This window comes from Cytobacillus sp. T106, assembly GCF_040492155.1.
In the GTDB taxonomy this organism is placed as follows: domain Bacteria; phylum Bacillota; class Bacilli; order Bacillales; family Cytobacillaceae; genus Bacillus_AB; species Bacillus_AB infantis.
This window is the reverse complement of record NZ_JBEUMK010000001.1, coordinates 393,397-409,141: the sequence shown is the minus strand read 5'-3', so window position 1 is coordinate 409,141 and position 15,745 is coordinate 393,397. Positions and strand designations below refer to the sequence as shown.

Below are 15,745 nucleotides of genomic sequence, written 5' to 3'. Positions count from 1 at the left end.
TACCAACTCCCATTCCTTTATTCACCCTTAAAGGCTCTTTTTACCTTTGCGAAAAAGCTTTCTTCCTGTTCACCCTGCGGCACTTGGCCGCTCACTTCGCCAAACTCCTGCAGAAGCTGTTTCTGTTTTTCTGTCAGTTTTGTCGGCGTGACAATCCGCACAAGTATGTGCTGGTCGCCATTTCCATAGCCCCTCACATTCGGCACGCCTTTTCCTTTCAGGCGGAAGCGGGTGCCTGTCTGAGTCCCGGCAGGAACCTTCAGTTTCACTTTTCCGTGAAGGGTCGGCACCTCGATCTCATCACCAAGTGCTGCCTGGACAAAAGTGATTGGCATTTCACAGTAAATATCGTCAGCTTCACGTTCAAAGAATTCATGGCCCCTGACATGGAATACTACATATAGATCTCCTGGAGGACCGCCGTTAATTCCTGGTTCCCCTTGTCCGGTCACGCGCAGCTGCTGTCCGTCATCAATGCCGGCCGGAATTTTTACATGGATCTTCTTCCGCTTGGTCACTTTGCCTGTGCCGCCGCAAGTTTGGCATTTTTCTTTGATTTCTTTGCCTGTGCCGCTGCAGTACTGGCAGACCCTTCTGTTGACAATCTTGCCGAACGGCGTATTCTGCTCAACATTCAGCTGGCCGGAGCCATGGCAATGCCGGCAAGTTTCAGGCTTAGTGCCAGGCTTGGCCCCTGAACCGTCGCAAGTCTCGCATGTTTCTTCCCTCGGTATTTCAATATCAGTTTCTTTTCCGAATACCGCTTCTTCAAAAGAAAGGGACATTGTATATTGAAGATCGGCCCCCTGCCTTGGTGCATTCGGATCCCTTCTCCTTCCACCGCCTCCGAAGAAAGTACTGAAGATATCCTCGAATCCGCCGAAGCCGCCTCCGAAATCTCCTCCTCCAAAGCCCTGGTTGGGATCTGTATGGCCAAACTGGTCATAGTGGGCGCGTTTCTGATCATCACTCAAAACTTCGTATGCTTCTTTTACTTCCTTGAATTTCTCATCTGCGTCCGCTTCTTTATTAATATCAGGATGATACTTTTTTGAAAGCTTGCGGTAGGATTTCTTTATTTCATCCTTGCTGGCACTTTTGCTGACCCCCAGGACCTCATAATAATCCCGTTTGCTCATGAATTTCACACTCCCCGGTCATTTCACATAAAGATTATTGTATCACTCTATAAAGAAAAAGTGCAATAGTTAAACTAAAAGCGGAGGCGGCTTGTTCAGGCCCGACAAGCTTAAGACAAGCAGAGGGGAAGGTTGTTCTTTAACCTTCTGATCTGCTTGGCTTAAGACCTCGAGGGCCTAGCCGCCGGAGCTGGATAAACTAAAAGCGGAGGGCGCTTGCCCTAATAAGGAACGCAGGCTAATCACCTGGCCTAATCACTGCTCCAGATTAAGAAAAAAAGCCAAAGTCAAGTGGAACCTGACTTTGACTTTTATATCCTGCTGCCTGCTATTATTTTTTGTCGTCGTCGTTTACTTCTTCGAATTCTGCGTCCACGACATTGTCATCTCCGCCTTGGCCTTCAGCACCCTGAGCTGCCTGAGCCTGCTTCGCTGCTTCTTCGTAGAGCTTCATAGAAAGATTTTGCACGATTTCCTGAAGGGCATCCTTTGCAGTGCGGATCTCTTCCAGCTCGTTCTTTTCGATTGCCGCCTTCAGTGCATCCTTAGCTTCGTTCGCTTTCGCAACTTCCGCTTCATCCACCTTGCCTTCAAGATCCTTTAAAGTTTTTTCAGTTGTGAAGACTAGCTGGTCTGCCTCATTGCGAAGCTCCACTTCTTCTTTGCGCTTTTTATCTGCTTCTGCATTTTCTTCTGCTGCCCTGACCATTTGCTGGATTTCATCGTCAGAAAGGCCTGTGGAAGATTTAATTGTAATTGTCTGCTCTTTGTTTGTTCCAAGATCTTTGGCGCGTACATTGACGATGCCGTTTTTGTCAATATCGAAGGATACTTCGATTTGAGGTATGCCGCGCGGTGCCGGCGGGATATCAGTCAATTGGAAGCGGCCAAGAGTTTTATTGTCAGCTGCCATTGGGCGTTCACCCTGAAGCACATGAATGTCAACAGCAGTCTGGCTGTCAGCCGCTGTAGAAAATACCTGGGACTTGGAAGTCGGGATTGTTGTGTTGCGCTCGATCAGCTTTGTGAACACTCCGCCCATTGTTTCGATTCCAAGTGATAATGGCGTTACATCCAATAGGACTACATCTTTAACATCTCCGGAAATGACTCCGCCCTGGATCGCTGCGCCCATAGCAACAACTTCATCAGGATTTACGCCTCTATGAGGGTCTTTTCCAACTTCCTTCTTGATTGCTTCCTGAACTGCAGGAATACGGGTTGAACCGCCGACAAGGATGACCTTATCGATTTCTGATGGAGAAAGCCCGGCATCTTTGAGCGCCTGGCGCGTAGGTCCCATTGTACGTTCTACAAGGCCCGCTGACAGTTCATCAAACTTCGCTCTGGACAGTGTAACCTCCAGGTGAAGAGGACCTGCATCCCCTGCAGTGATGAACGGAAGGGAGATTTGTGTAGAAGTGACGCCGGACAAATCTTTCTTCGCTTTTTCAGCTGCATCTTTCAAGCGCTGAAGCGCCATTTTGTCTTTTGAAAGGTCGATGCCGTTTTCTTTTTTGAACTGTTCTACTAGATAATCAATGACTACCTGGTCGAAGTCATCCCCTCCGAGACGGTTGTCGCCGGCAGTTGATTTAACTTCAAAAACTCCGTCGCCAAGCTCGAGGATGGATACATCAAATGTACCGCCGCCAAGGTCATAAACAAGGATTGTCTGGTCTTCGTCCATTTTGTCAAGACCGTATGCAAGAGCCGCTGCTGTAGGCTCGTTGATGATGCGCTCTACTTCCAGGCCGGCAATCCTGCCTGCATCTTTTGTCGCCTGGCGTTCAGCATCATTGAAATATGCTGGAACTGTGATAACAGCTTTCTCAACCTTTTCACCAAGATAATCTTCTGCATAGCCTTTAAGATACTGAAGGATGATAGCAGACATTTCCTGCGGCGTATATTCCTTGCCTTCTGCTTCCACTTTATGGTCTGTACCCATATGGCGTTTAACAGAAATGATCGTGTTTGGATTTGTAATGGATTGGCGCTTAGCTACCTCGCCAACCTGGCGTTCGCCGTTTTTGAATGCGACAACTGATGGAGTTGTACGGTTTCCTTCCGGATTCGGAATTACTTTAGGCTCTCCGCCTTCTAAAACGGATACACATGAGTTTGTAGTACCCAAGTCAATGCCAATGATTTTGCTCATGTTCCTTACCTCCCGATATATGTAGTTTTATTATTGGTTTACTTTTACCATTGCCGGACGGATGACCCTGTCCTTTAGCATGTAGCCTTTTTGGAATTCTTCCACAACTGTGTTGGATGCAAAGTTTTCGTCTTCAACCTGCATGACAGCCTGGTGCAGATGCGGATCAAACTCTTTTCCGACAGCCTCGATTGCTTCGGCGCCTTCTTTCTTGATCGCCTCCGCAAGACTGCGGTAAACCATTTCCATTCCCTGCTGGAGCGTTTTGGCCTGCTCATTGTCAGTTTCCATTTTCAGCGCTCTTTCGAAATTGTCAAGGGCTGGAAGCAGTTCAGTGATCAGTTTTTGTGCTCTATATTTTTCAGCCGCCTCCTGGTCAAGCTTTGCCCGGCGCCTGGAATTATCAAAGTCTGCCTGAAGACGGAGATAGCGGTTTTCTGCTTCCCCCAATTTCGCCTCAAGCTCTGCAATTTTTTCGTGTGCAGCCTTCAGCTCTGCTGAGTCTTCCTGGCCCATAGATGGCTCTTCACCATTTTCACCAGTTTCAGATGGTGCAGCTGATTCTCCGAAAACTGCTTCGATTGGCTCATTGCTGCCTTGTGCAGCGGCTGCTTCTTGTTCTTCTTCCTTTAAAAAGTCCTTATTGTCTGCCAACTAGTTCACCTCCCTTAAAGGTTAAGCATGCCTGGCGTGACTTGCATGCCATAGGACGCTGATTGGATATAAATATTTACACGCAATGAAAGGGATGGAAGACAGCTTCCACCCATCATCAATATTACCCGCGTCAGCTCTTTTGATACAGCTTCGTCAGGACGTCAGTGAGGTCTGCGCTGATAATCTGCAGCAGGCTGATCACCCTGGAATACTCCATCCTCGTCGGCCCAAGGACCGCGATGGTCCCCAGCTGCTCTGCCCCCATTGAATAGGTGGCAGTAATGAGGCTGCAGTTTTCCATGGCCGAGTTCTCATTCTCTCTGCCGATTTTAATATTGATTCCTGATTTATCTTTGCGTATTAAATCATAGATGCTTTCTTCCTGCTCAATCATATTCATCAGATTCCTGATTTTATTGATATCATGGAATTCCGGCTGGCTGAGCATGTTCGTCTTGCCGCCGAAAAAGAGTTTTTCATTGGCTGACAGCTTTAATATGTCAGCAAAAGAATAGAGCAGGAGATCATAGTGATTGACATGCTGCCTGAGCAGTACAGCCACTTCTTTATAGATTTTATCGTTGAGATTATCTATAGGCACACCGGCTAGCCGCTCATTCAGGATATTGACCAGTTTTTCTATTTCCCCAGGGTGGATATTCTCAGGTATGCTGAACATTTTGTTTTCCACATGCCCTGTATCAGTCACAATGATGGCTATGGCCGTATCCTTGTTCAGAGGGACAATCTGAATTTTTCTCAGCTTGTTTTCTTTAACGGCTGGACCAAGGACAATTGAAGTATAGCTCGTCAGTTCTGACATGATTCTGGCAGATTTCTGCACAATCTTTTCGAGCTCATAAATCCGCTCTGCAAAGAGGGACTTAATGGTGAATATATCCTGCTGGTTCAGCTTCTGGGGTGACAAAAGATGGTCAACATAATAGCGATAGCCTTTTTCAGAAGGAACCCTTCCGGATGAGGTGTGTGTTTTCTCGATAAAACCCAATTCTTCTAAATCAGCCATTTCGTTTCGTATAGTGGCCGAACTGAAAGAAATTTCTTCTTTTTTCGACAGGCTCCTTGAACCGACTGGCTGGGCAGACCGAATGAAATCATCAACAATCACCTGGAAAATCAATAATTGACGATCTGTTAACACGTTTATCACCTCTGTTAGCACTCTTCAACAGTGAGTGCTAAATCTAATAATAAATTATCAAATTTATAGGCGCGATGTCAATCATTAGATTACACCGATGAAGGATTGAAATACTTCGTTCCCAAGAAGGCGCCCTTTTCGCGTCAGCCGGATCGACTTCCCGCCAGCTTCGATCAGCTCTAATGTCTGAAGCCTTTCCAGCTCGCTCCTGAACAGCTGAAGGGGATCTTCTTCAAATTTCTCCATAAAGCGGGAAACTTCTACACCTTCCGTCTTTCTAAGCCCCAGGAACATTTCCTCTTCCATCCTTTCAGCTTTTGTCACAATATGCGATTCCATGACAGGAAGTTTGTTTTCCGACAAGGGCTCCATATATTTCTTCAGCGGCCCGTAATTGGCATTCCGGCTCCCGCCTGCATAGCCATGGGCCCCGGCTCCAAATCCATAATACTCTTCATTATTCCAGTATGTCAGGTTATGCCTGCTTTCAAAACCGGGAAGCGCAAAATTGCTGATTTCATATTGCTTAAATCCTTCAAGATCCATCCTTTCCATAAGAAGCTCATACATCGCTGCTTCTGCATCTTCACCCGGGGAAGGAAGCTTCCCTTTTCGCATAAGATTATAAAAAACCGTCTTCGGTTCAATGATCAGTGAGTATCCGGAATAGTGCTGGATATCCAGTGTAAAGGCAGTATCCAGCGTTTCCTTGAAGTCAGCGATGGTCTGGCCCGGCAAGCTGTAAATAAGGTCTACACTGATGCTGCTGAACCCTGTTTTTTTCGCAAGTTCAATTGATGCAAATACATCCTTGGCCCTGTGTGTTCTGCCGATCCTCTTCAGCAATTCTTCATTGAAGGTCTGGACTCCAAAGCTCAGCCTGTTTACCCCGGCATCATAAAGCGCCTTCAGCTTATCTTCAGAAAGATCGCCCGGGTTTGCTTCGAAGGTGAATTCTGCCCCTTCTTCAAGAGGCATATGCTTTCTGATTGATGCGCACAGCATCTCGAGCTGGCGTGCATCCAAGGCAGTCGGGGTGCCTCCGCCAACAAAAATTGAACGGAAAGGGCTTGAGGGACGATCCTGAAGGGTCAATTCCATTTCTTTTTCAAGGGCCTGCAGATATTCATCGACCGGCTGGCCTTTAAGAAACACTTTATTAAAATCACAATAATGGCATATATGTTCACAAAACGGTATATGGATATAAGCCGCATTTATCATACGTGTCGTCACAACCTTTAATAATTTGCTCATCGGCAGATCTTTTTTTCAATGAAAAAGAGGTTAGAGCTGCTTGTATGCAAGCATATCTAACCTCCGGCAACAAATCAAACCTGGAGCCTGTTACTTTTTGGGAGTCGTATCGTCCATTTTCAGGACTGCCATGAATGCTTCCTGCGGAACTTCGACAGAGCCGACCTGCTTCATGCGCTTTTTCCCTTCCTTCTGCTTTTCAAGCAGCTTTCTTTTCCGGGAAATATCTCCGCCGTAACATTTCGCCAATACGTTCTTCCTCATCGCTTTAATCGTTGAACGCGCAACGATTTTTTGCCCGATTGCAGCCTGGATCGGCACCTCAAACTGCTGGCGGGGAATCAGGTCCTTCAGTTTCTCTACAATCACTTTTCCACGTTCATATGCGAAATCTCTATGGACGATAAAGCTGAGCGCATCGACTTTTTCAGCGTTAAGCAGAATGTCCATTTTGACAAGCTTGGATTCTTTATAGCCAATCAGCTCATAATCGAATGAGGCATAGCCTTTTGTGCTGGATTTAAGCTGATCGAAGAAGTCATACACAATTTCCGAAAGCGGAATTTCGTACACAATGCTGACCCTGGTCTCATCCATATACTGCATATCAATGAAAATACCGCGTTTTTCCTGGCAGAGCTCCATGATTGCACCGACATAATCATTTGGCGCCATCATCGTCGCCTTTACATAAGGCTCCTCTACACGGTCAATTTTCTGTGCGTCAGGCATATCTGACGGATTGTCCACTTTCAGCAAAGTGCCGTCAGTCATGACAACATCGTAGATAACGCTTGGTGCAGTTGTGATCAGGTCTATCTTGAATTCCCGCTCAATGCGTTCCTGGATGATTTCCATATGAAGCAGTCCAAGGAATCCGCAGCGGAAACCGAAGCCCAATGCCTGGGAAGTCTCCGGCTCAAACTGAAGCGCAGAATCGTTGAGCTCAAGCTTTTCAAGCGCTTCGCGCAAATCATTGAATCTGGCGCTGTCAATCGGGTACAGGCCGCAGTATACCATTGGATTCAGCTTCCGGTAGCCTGGCAGGGGTTCTGTAGCTCCATTTTTCGCGCTTGTGATCGTATCGCCGACACGTGTATCGCCGACATTCTTAATTGCTGCTGTCAGGAAGCCTACATCACCTACAGAAAGCTCAGGCAGCGGAGTTGATTTCGGTGTGAAAACGCCTACCTCCGTGACTTCGAACTCTTTGCCGGTCGCCATCATCTTGACTTTATCACCGACCTTCACTGTTCCTTCAACAACACGGATATAGGCAACAACGCCTCTGTATGCATCATAAAGGCTGTCAAAGATCAGCGCCTTCAGCGGGGCATCTGGATCTCCCTGTGGAGCTGGAACCTTTTCAACGACCTGTTCCAGAATCTCCTCAATTCCGATCCCTGCTTTTGCAGATGCCAATACAGCCTCACTGGCATCAAGCCCAATGACGTCCTCGATTTCACCGCGCACCCGTTCAGGATCTGCACTTGGAAGGTCGATTTTGTTGATGACCGGTACAATTTCAAGGTCATTATCAATGGCAAGGTACACATTTGCCAGAGTTTGGGCTTCAATGCCTTGTGCAGCATCCACAACAAGCACTGCGCCTTCACATGCTGCAAGGCTTCGGGACACTTCATAAGTAAAGTCTACGTGCCCTGGGGTATCAATCAGATGAAAAGTGTAAATTTCTCCATCTTTTGCTTTATATTTTAATTGCACAGAATTCAATTTGATTGTAATCCCGCGTTCTCTTTCCAGGTCCATGGAATCGAGCAGCTGGTCCTTCATTTCCCGCGCCGTCAAGGCATTTGTTCTTTCCAGGATTCTGTCAGCCAGCGTTGATTTCCCATGGTCAATATGGGCAATTATTGAAAAATTCCGGGTTTTCGATTGTCTTTCCAGTCTGTCTTCTCTATTCATAGCGTTCACTCCTACTATACTCGCGCATATACACTATTTTTGATTATATCAGCAGGGGTTGGAACATTCAAGGAAAAGCGGAAGCACTGAGAAGGCCACTAAAATAAAACAGCCATCTCCCGGATGGCCGATTGTTCTCTATTATTTTATCAGATCCGCCACTTTCTGTATGGCGGTGTCTGCGGCCTTTGATAGCCCTTCGGCAAGATCCCTGCCGGCAGAGGAAAAGAAATTATATGCCTTCATCTCTTCCAGCTTTTCTCTTTTCTTTTCCAGGTCATGTGAAGATACGTCCTGGCCGAGTATGGAGGCCTCCAGCTCCCCTGTACTGCTTTCATTAATGGAGAAAGCAGGATTCAGCCCTTTTTCATCATAGCCTCTCATAGCCCTCGTCCCCTCATTGGCATGCTGCATGCCAAAAAGGACGGAAATGAACATCAATGCTGCAGCAAGGAAAGCTTTTACCATAAACATTTTCATCATAATCACCTTTTTCATTCTTTGCCGGCAGGGATATTTCCGGAAGAATCTACTTTCTCTGCCTGCCAGTAATATTCACTGAAAACTTCTGCCAGAGCTTCAGCTGATCTGTACAGCTCCTCGAAGGTATTGTCCACCCCTCCGATTTCAACCAGAATCGCATGCTCGGATAAATCCTGATTGAATTTACCGTTCGTCAGGCTTCCTTCCTTTGTGAATGCCCCCCTGCTTAAGCCTTTATATTTTTTTTCCAAAAGATTATGAAGTTCATTGGCAAATGAAAGATTCTGCTCATAACCTTTATGCTCTGCACCAATGATAAAAGCGACTTTAGCAAAATCGACATCATCTATTTCCGTCGTGGTATCACTTTTCCTTTTGGCATCCCGATGGATATCAATTAAATAAGACAGATGTTGATCAGCTGCGAGGGCAGTTTCGACGGCTTCCCTTGACTGGTCATATGACTGTGAATAGCTCCAGCCTTTTCTGCTTAAGTCAGCCTGGATGTCAGTCTTATCCACCGCTGCGCCAATGCCTTTTGCCTCCAGGGCTGATTTCAGGCGTTCTCCCACTTTGGTGATATTCTGTTCAGGATGAAATGCCTGATCAATATCCTTCACTCCATCCAAGTAAGGAAGGAAAGATTCACGATTATGCGAAAAATAAATATAAACGATCTTTTTGCCTACGGTCGTCATCCTTGTTTCTTCATCGATACCCGCCATTTTTCCGCCGTTCATCAGGGAAGCTTCCTGTTCAGCCCGCAGCGATTCAATCGGAGGCGGGGATTCAATTGGCATATTGGGATTATTCGTTTTTTCACCCGCTGTGAGGAGTGCGCCTTCATTACCTCGAAAGGCAGGCAGTTCTCTTCCAAGCAGACTGCCCGGGTCATTCAGGCGTACATTCGTGGACAGTTCGAATAATAGGCCTGAAAGGGGAGGGTGCACCGGTCTATCCGGCAGCGCTGCATGGAAATGGTGGTTCTCCAAACCAATCAGCTGGTACAGCCCCTCTGCTTTCATATTGGACAGCGCAGCCCTGATAGATTCAGGGACAGCCCTATATTCATTGCCCGGAAAAGCAACAGCCCCGCTGACTGCAAATACCAGGCCGGAAAACAGCAGACAGGCTGTGCTTGCCTTCAGAAATCCAGACCCAATCATGCCCGGGCTGTTATCAGTTGGTTTCGCTGTTTTCATAGGTCCACCTCTTCAGCTTAAGTCTAGTAAATCTTATGACTGTGCTAGAGTAGATAGAACCTCAAGAAGGCTACCTAGTATAAAAACCGGAATTTTCCTGGTTGATCCTGCTATGGAGGGCAGCATTCAGCCCATTGGCTACAAGATTGGACATATCCTCCATAAACACATCCACCTCTTTCGGTGTTACCATCAGATTATGGCCGATTGGAGAAAGCACCTCATAAATCAGCTTTCTCTTTTCTTCATCTGGAAGTGTGCCGACAATGCCAAGGAAAGTTTGCCGCTGCTGTTCTTCTGGCAGGTCTTCCTCTGTGAGCTTCTTCCTTTTCCCGAAATTCATGCCTGCAGGGGCCAGCGCCCGGGATGGCCTGTCACCTTCCTTAAGCTCCCTGCCGAAATGCTTAAGAATGAAATCAATTGTATCGCTTGTGATGCTGACTGCATCCACGACGGTCGGCACCCCAATTGCAATCACTGGAATCCCGAGAGTTTCCCTGCTGAGCTCCTTCCGCTTGTTGCCTACTCCTGAACCCGGATGGATGCCTGTATCAGAAATTTGGATGGTAGAGTTCACCCTTTCAATTGAGCGGGCGGCCAGGGCGTCAACTGCAAGCACAAAGTCCGGCTTCGTCTTCTCCACTACCCCAAAGATGATATCGCTTGTCTCGATCCCGGTCAGCCCCATAACGCCAGGGGCAAGGGCACTTACTGGCCTGTAGCCCTCTTCAACATTTTCCGGCTGAAGCTGATAAAGGTGGCGTGTGACCAAAATATTTTCACAAACCTGGGGTCCCAGTGCATCGGGCGTGACATTCCAGTTTCCGAGACCAACGACAAGGCAGCTTGCATCTTTCTTGATCCCCATCCCCTCAATGAAACGGGCCAATTCGCTTGAAAACACATTTTCGACCTTCTGCTGAAGCTCTGTGTCCTGCTGCCTGATACCCTGGACCTCAATGGTTAGATACTTGCCTTCTTTCTTCCCAAGGGATTTGGCGCCTTCTGATGTCACCTCAACATAAGATATCTTGAGATCATCTTCTTCTTTTTCTTTAATTATGACCCCTTCAAGCTGAGAGAGATTCTCTTCTTTCCCAAGGTTTTTTGAGCGTTCATCCATTACTATCTCCCTGGCTTCAATGGCAAGGTCGGTTCTTATTGAATAGCTGCTAAGATCTAATGGTTCTTTCACATTGCTGCCCTCTTTTCTTCAATCCGGCCTGGGCCGGTGCTTTTTCCTAGCTTTGCCTGAACCGCGCCAATTCATTCAGAAGCTGTCCCGCCTGGAGCCTATGTTCATTTGCTTCCCTAAAATGATCAAACTGCTTTTGGGTCCTTCCCGGCAAAAAGAATTGATTTTAAACTACAGTATTGCATTATTAGCATGCCTTTGATAAAATAGCACTTGTTCTTAATTATTGTTAATGAATGATATGAAAGTCGAGTTAATATAATCTCGATTGCTTTTTTCTAGGAGGTGAATGGAATGCCAAACATTAAATCTGCTATTAAACGCGTAAAAACAAGCGAAGCCCGCAATGCTCAAAACGTGACTGTTAAGTCTTCAATGCGTACTGCTGTCAAGAAAGCTGAAGCTGCAATCGTGAACGAAGATACAGCTGCTGCTAAGACTGCATATGCGAACGCAGTCAGCCAGCTTGACAAAGCTGCTGCAAAAGGCCTTATCCACAAAAACGCTGCTGCACGCAAGCAATCTCGTCTTGCTAAAAAACTAAACTCTTTGAACGCGTAATCGTTTAAAGATTCCCGGCTATCTTCACAGATAGCCTTTTCTTATGCCGTAAAAATGAAAAAAATGGCCTTTTGGGCCATTTTTTTATTTTGTCAGTTTGTGGAGGGCATGGTCGTGGAGCCTGAACAAAAACATCTCAATAAGCATTTCCTTGTTCATCCCCCCTGTTTTCATCTCATAATCTGCTTCTGCCAGAAGCTTCATGATGCGGGACAGTTCCTCATCTCCGAAAAGCTGGGCCTGTCCGGCTGCAAGCTTGACCCTGAAGGGATGGACCTTTAAGTATCCGGCCGTCTGCTGCTGGCCGTATCCCCTTCTCGACAGCTCCTTCACCTGGTAGATCAGCCTGAATTGGCCGGTCAGAATGGAAAGAATTTTAATCGGCTCTTCATTTTGCTTTAAAAGATCATAATAAATCCGCAGTGCCTCATCTATTTTTCTGTGGACCACCTTGTCGACAAGGGTGAAAATATTCTGCTCAAGCGACCTGGCAACCAGCTTGTCAACTGCCTCGGCATCAATCAGCTTTTCCTCGTCGGCATATAAGGCCAATTTATCAATTTCACCTGTCAGCATAAAGAGGTTGGTACCTGCCAGAGTCAGCATAAGCTGCACGGCATCCTCCTCAATCTGGACGCCGTTCTGGGCTGCCCTTTCCCTGATCCAGACTTTCAGCTCCTGCTCCCCCAGTTTTTTGGCCTCAAGGACACTTGCTTTTTTCTTCAGTTCCTTCGTAATCTTTTTTCTATCATCCAGCTTTTCATAGGGTGCCGCAAACACAATAATTGAATATGGCGACGGCTCTTTTAAATAGGATTCCAGCTTGGCCAGATTATGCTCAGTCTTCCCCTTTGTCTTTTCGGAAGTCAGAAAAGAGGGGTTGTGAAGAAAGATGAGCCTCTTATCCCCCATGAAAGGGAAGGTCTCTGCATCCTCAAGTGCCGCTTCTATTGGTGTTTCCTCCAAATCATATGTAGACAGATTAAAATCGCTCTCGTCTTCAGCCAGCACATTGTTGATAAGCAGCTGTTTTGTTTCATTAATCAAAAAGCCTTCTGTTCCGTATAATAAATATATCGGGGTAAATTGTTTGTTATTTATTTGCTTCCACACATCTAAAACCAATTGTCTCGCTCCGTTCAATACTTTTTTTCCTACTCCTATCCTAAAGAAGACCGGACGATTTGACAAGCATTCAAAGGAACCGGGCTCGCCGATGCCCAGTTCCCCATCTATATTGAACGTCGCCAGCCAAGGCCTAGGATACTTGATTGGCGGCGGTGCGAAAACATTGTGATGTTATTTTCTGCTGCGCGAAATCAAACTATTTGTGACAACTCCTTCTAGTCCAGGAAAACGCACACAGGAATTGTGGATTTTTTTTTATATATCGCTTATACTAAAAATGATATAGGAGGGGTAGACTGTGAACGAATTTGAAAAGAACGTCCAAAGCAAACGCAACGATGCTGTTGATTCCGGCGTAGGGTTTGCCGTATCTTTCGGCTTTTTCGCATTATTGTTTGTTATTGCAACAGTCATTAAATTCATTGGAGCGTAAAAACAGCTACATAGCGTAAATTTATGGAGACTGCATACACATGCAGTCTCTTTTCATTTCTGCTTATGAAGCCTGCGGTGAATGGGAAGGGCTTTCTTAATCTTATATTATGGGAGCTTGAGGGAAAACGTTCCTGCCTTTTCGGTAAATGTGTAGGTAATTGCCCCATGAAGATCAGTTCTCAAGATTTTTATTTTCTCGGAACTCAATCTTGAAAGTACTTCTTGGTGAGGATGCCCATACCGATTGTTCCTCCCGGCAGAGATGACGGCCGCTTTAGGCTCAATTTGCCGCAGAAACTGGCTCGAACTGGAGGAATTGCTTCCATGGTGCCCCGCTTTGAGTATATCTGCCTTTAAATGAGGATATTTTTGGATGATCCTGCCTTCTCCCTCCTCCTCAAGGTCGCCTGTAAAAAGCCAGCGCAACCCTCCGGCTTTCGCCAGGATGACAAGAGAACCGTCGTTTTTACTTCCATATTCTCTGCCCTGGATGGGGGAGATGATTTGGAAGCTGCTGCTGCCAGCCTGCCATCCGCTCCCTGATTCAGCATAGACCACTGGTATGGACAGTTCATCCGCCCGCTGGATCAGCAAATTTTCAAGCTCCCCGCCCTCACCCCCTCTAGGGAAGACGATTTCATTGATTTTAATCTCATCCAGCACACCAGCTGCTCCCCCTATATGATCAGCATCCCCATGGGTCAGGATCAGTCTGTCCAGCCGGGAAATTCCTCTGCTCTTCAAAAATGGCACCACAATATCCTTCCCTGGATCAAATATATCTTTTCTTTTTTCCCATTCTTCGGTTTCAAACTGAAGCCTGCCGCCTGTATCGATTAAATAATCTCCCTTGCCATAGGGCAGGGAAACCAAAATGCTGTCACCCTGCCCTACATCCAGAAAGGTGATTTCCCCTTTTGGAGAGAATTTTTGTTCCAATGGCTGAAAGGAGAAAAGCAACAGCATGCCTGCGGCCATTTTAAGGGTAAAGTGCTCTTTCTTCCTTTCCCATATGATCAATAATGCTGGTACTCCTGTTATATACATGGCCAAAGCAGGCCCGGATGGCTTCCCCAGCACCAACACAGCACCAGGCAATGATCCGAGCTTTCCGGCGGCCAAATTGGCCATGCCTGCGCTCCACTCAAGCACCTGCAGGATCAGGCCGGCATTCCCACCTGAAAGTATATGCAAAAGGAATCCCAGCAGGATGCCAGGCAAGAGGATAAATGAAAAAAAGGGGATGTAAAGAAGATTGGCGAAGAGAGCGAAAAGCGATATCTCATAAAAGAAGAAGAGAATGATCGGGGCGGATGCAAGCTGGGCAGCCAATGAAACAGCCACGCTTTGGGATATCCAGTGGTTCAGATTTTTAAAGATTGAGGGAGCTGAGATAATAAGGGCAAAGCTGACACAAAAAGACAGCTGAAATCCGGGTTCGTAGACTATATGAGGGGAGAAGAAAAGGCAAACGGCAAAAACAGAGCTTACGGCATCAATCGGCTGAAGCTTCTTCTTTCCTCTTGCAGCCAGCGAATAGATCAGCATACACATCAACATCAGTACAGCCCTGGTGACAGAAGGAGCCCCGCCGGTCAGGACGGCGTAAACCGGCAAGAACAGCAGCAGCAGGAATTTCATCCTCTTACTGGGGACGCCTGCTCTTTTCCCTATATAAAGGATCATGGCTGCCAGGAGGCCGACATGAAGGCCGGATATCGCCAGAAGATGCACAATGCCGAGCTTCTGATAGTCCTCCAGCAGACTGGTGTCCATCAGGCCCCTTTCTCCAAAAACAAGGGCGGCTGCCAGCGGTGCAAGGCTCCCGGGGAATTCCGTTTCAATATAAGCGATCCCTGACTGCCTCAGCCTCTTTATTTTTGCAACAGGATGGCTTGCCGTGCCGGAACACCGGCTGAGCATCAGCGAATCAGCTTCAAGAATCCAGAACGTCTGCTTTCTTTCCAGATAAAGCCTGTAGTCAAATCCATTCGGATTAGCTGCCTGCATGGGCTTTTCGAGAATGCCATCCACGCGGCATACCAGCCCTGGAACCAGATTGTTCCGCAGCAGCTGCTTTTCTTTCTGTGAATCCAGCTTATAGGCAAGAAGCAGTTTTTCCCCTGTCTTTCTGTCGCGTGAGTTTACAGAAAGGCTGTTTCCATCAATCTTCATTTCTGACAGCTCCAGCTGAAACGTTTTCTCGGCTCCGCTTAATACACTGTGATTTCCCTTTTCTGCAAAATAACCTCTGCAGGCAAATATCAGCAGCGTAATAAATAAAAGAAGAATCAACATTTTTGAGAATCGTTTTATTAGTGCAAATAGGCACATAAGGAATACGGCAAATAGCGATAATGCTATGTTCCCTTCCAGCACGATCACCAGTCCAGCCAGGGCAGCAGCAGCAAAATAAAAAGAATTCCCCTTCACTGATAC

Annotated in this window: 13 protein-coding genes; 2 read left to right on the top strand and 11 right to left on the bottom strand. The window is 46.7% G+C overall.

Features of this window, described 5'->3' with window-relative positions:
* Positions 1-17: 17 nt before the first annotated feature.
* From dnaJ to gpr, 9 genes are all read right to left on the bottom strand, one after another.
* Entirely contained in the window at positions 18-1,139 is a 1,122-nt protein-coding gene (gene dnaJ / locus ABU165_RS01995) for a molecular chaperone DnaJ (RefSeq protein WP_094767031.1), read from the bottom strand.
* Between the two features lie 331 nt (positions 1,140-1,470).
* Entirely contained in the window at positions 1,471-3,300 is a 1,830-nt protein-coding gene (dnaK, locus tag ABU165_RS01990) for a molecular chaperone DnaK (RefSeq protein WP_009796260.1), read from the bottom strand.
* Between the two features lie 30 nt (positions 3,301-3,330).
* On the bottom strand, positions 3,331-3,954 hold the full coding sequence (grpE, locus tag ABU165_RS01985) for a nucleotide exchange factor GrpE (protein WP_101550346.1): 624 nt from the start codon (positions 3,952-3,954) through the stop codon (positions 3,331-3,333).
* Between the two features lie 133 nt (positions 3,955-4,087).
* Positions 4,088-5,119 (bottom strand): heat-inducible transcriptional repressor HrcA, encoded by a 1,032-nt coding sequence (hrcA, locus tag ABU165_RS01980; protein ID WP_009796262.1) that lies wholly within the window; start codon positions 5,117-5,119, stop codon positions 4,088-4,090.
* Positions 5,120-5,203: 84 nt separating this feature from the next.
* The gene (gene hemW, locus ABU165_RS01975; RefSeq protein ID WP_022544210.1) at positions 5,204-6,343 is read right to left on the bottom strand and encodes a radical SAM family heme chaperone HemW; all 1,140 of its coding nucleotides are present in this window, start codon (positions 6,341-6,343) and stop codon (positions 5,204-5,206) included.
* Positions 6,344-6,466: 123 nt separating this feature from the next.
* Positions 6,467-8,302 carry a translation elongation factor 4 gene (lepA, locus tag ABU165_RS01970; RefSeq protein WP_094767029.1) on the bottom strand — a complete coding sequence of 612 codons (1,836 nt, stop codon included), beginning with the start codon at positions 8,300-8,302 and terminating at the stop codon, positions 6,467-6,469.
* A 141-nt stretch (positions 8,303-8,443) separates the two neighbouring features.
* Complete coding sequence (locus ABU165_RS01965) at positions 8,444-8,782, bottom strand: YqxA family protein (protein WP_035403644.1); 339 nt, start codon at positions 8,780-8,782, stop codon at positions 8,444-8,446.
* A 14-nt stretch (positions 8,783-8,796) separates the two neighbouring features.
* Entirely contained in the window at positions 8,797-9,987 is a 1,191-nt protein-coding gene (gene spoIIP, locus ABU165_RS01960; protein ID WP_318059550.1) for a stage II sporulation protein P, read from the bottom strand.
* Between the two features lie 70 nt (positions 9,988-10,057).
* Complete coding sequence (gene gpr, locus ABU165_RS01955; RefSeq protein ID WP_009796267.1) at positions 10,058-11,182, bottom strand: GPR endopeptidase; 1,125 nt, start codon at positions 11,180-11,182, stop codon at positions 10,058-10,060.
* 294 nt (positions 11,183-11,476) lie between these two features.
* Here gpr and rpsT point away from each other — a divergent pair, with 294 nt between their 5' ends.
* The gene (rpsT, locus tag ABU165_RS01950) at positions 11,477-11,743 is read left to right on the top strand and encodes a 30S ribosomal protein S20 (protein WP_009796269.1); all 267 of its coding nucleotides are present in this window, start codon (positions 11,477-11,479) and stop codon (positions 11,741-11,743) included.
* 84 nt (positions 11,744-11,827) lie between these two features.
* On the opposite strand, the gene holA is transcribed toward rpsT, so the two are convergent.
* On the bottom strand, positions 11,828-12,868 hold the full coding sequence (holA, locus tag ABU165_RS01945; RefSeq protein ID WP_318059634.1) for a DNA polymerase III subunit delta: 1,041 nt from the start codon (positions 12,866-12,868) through the stop codon (positions 11,828-11,830).
* Between the two features lie 301 nt (positions 12,869-13,169).
* Here holA and ABU165_RS01940 point away from each other — a divergent pair, with 301 nt between their 5' ends.
* The gene (locus tag ABU165_RS01940; RefSeq protein WP_009796271.1) at positions 13,170-13,304 is read left to right on the top strand and encodes a YqzM family protein; all 135 of its coding nucleotides are present in this window, start codon (positions 13,170-13,172) and stop codon (positions 13,302-13,304) included.
* Between the two features lie 107 nt (positions 13,305-13,411).
* Here the strand turns inward: ABU165_RS01940 and ABU165_RS01935 are convergent, their stop codons facing one another.
* Complete coding sequence (locus ABU165_RS01935) at positions 13,412-15,739, bottom strand: DNA internalization-related competence protein ComEC/Rec2 (RefSeq protein ID WP_318059551.1); 2,328 nt, start codon at positions 15,737-15,739, stop codon at positions 13,412-13,414.
* Positions 15,740-15,745: the final 6 nt, after the last annotated feature.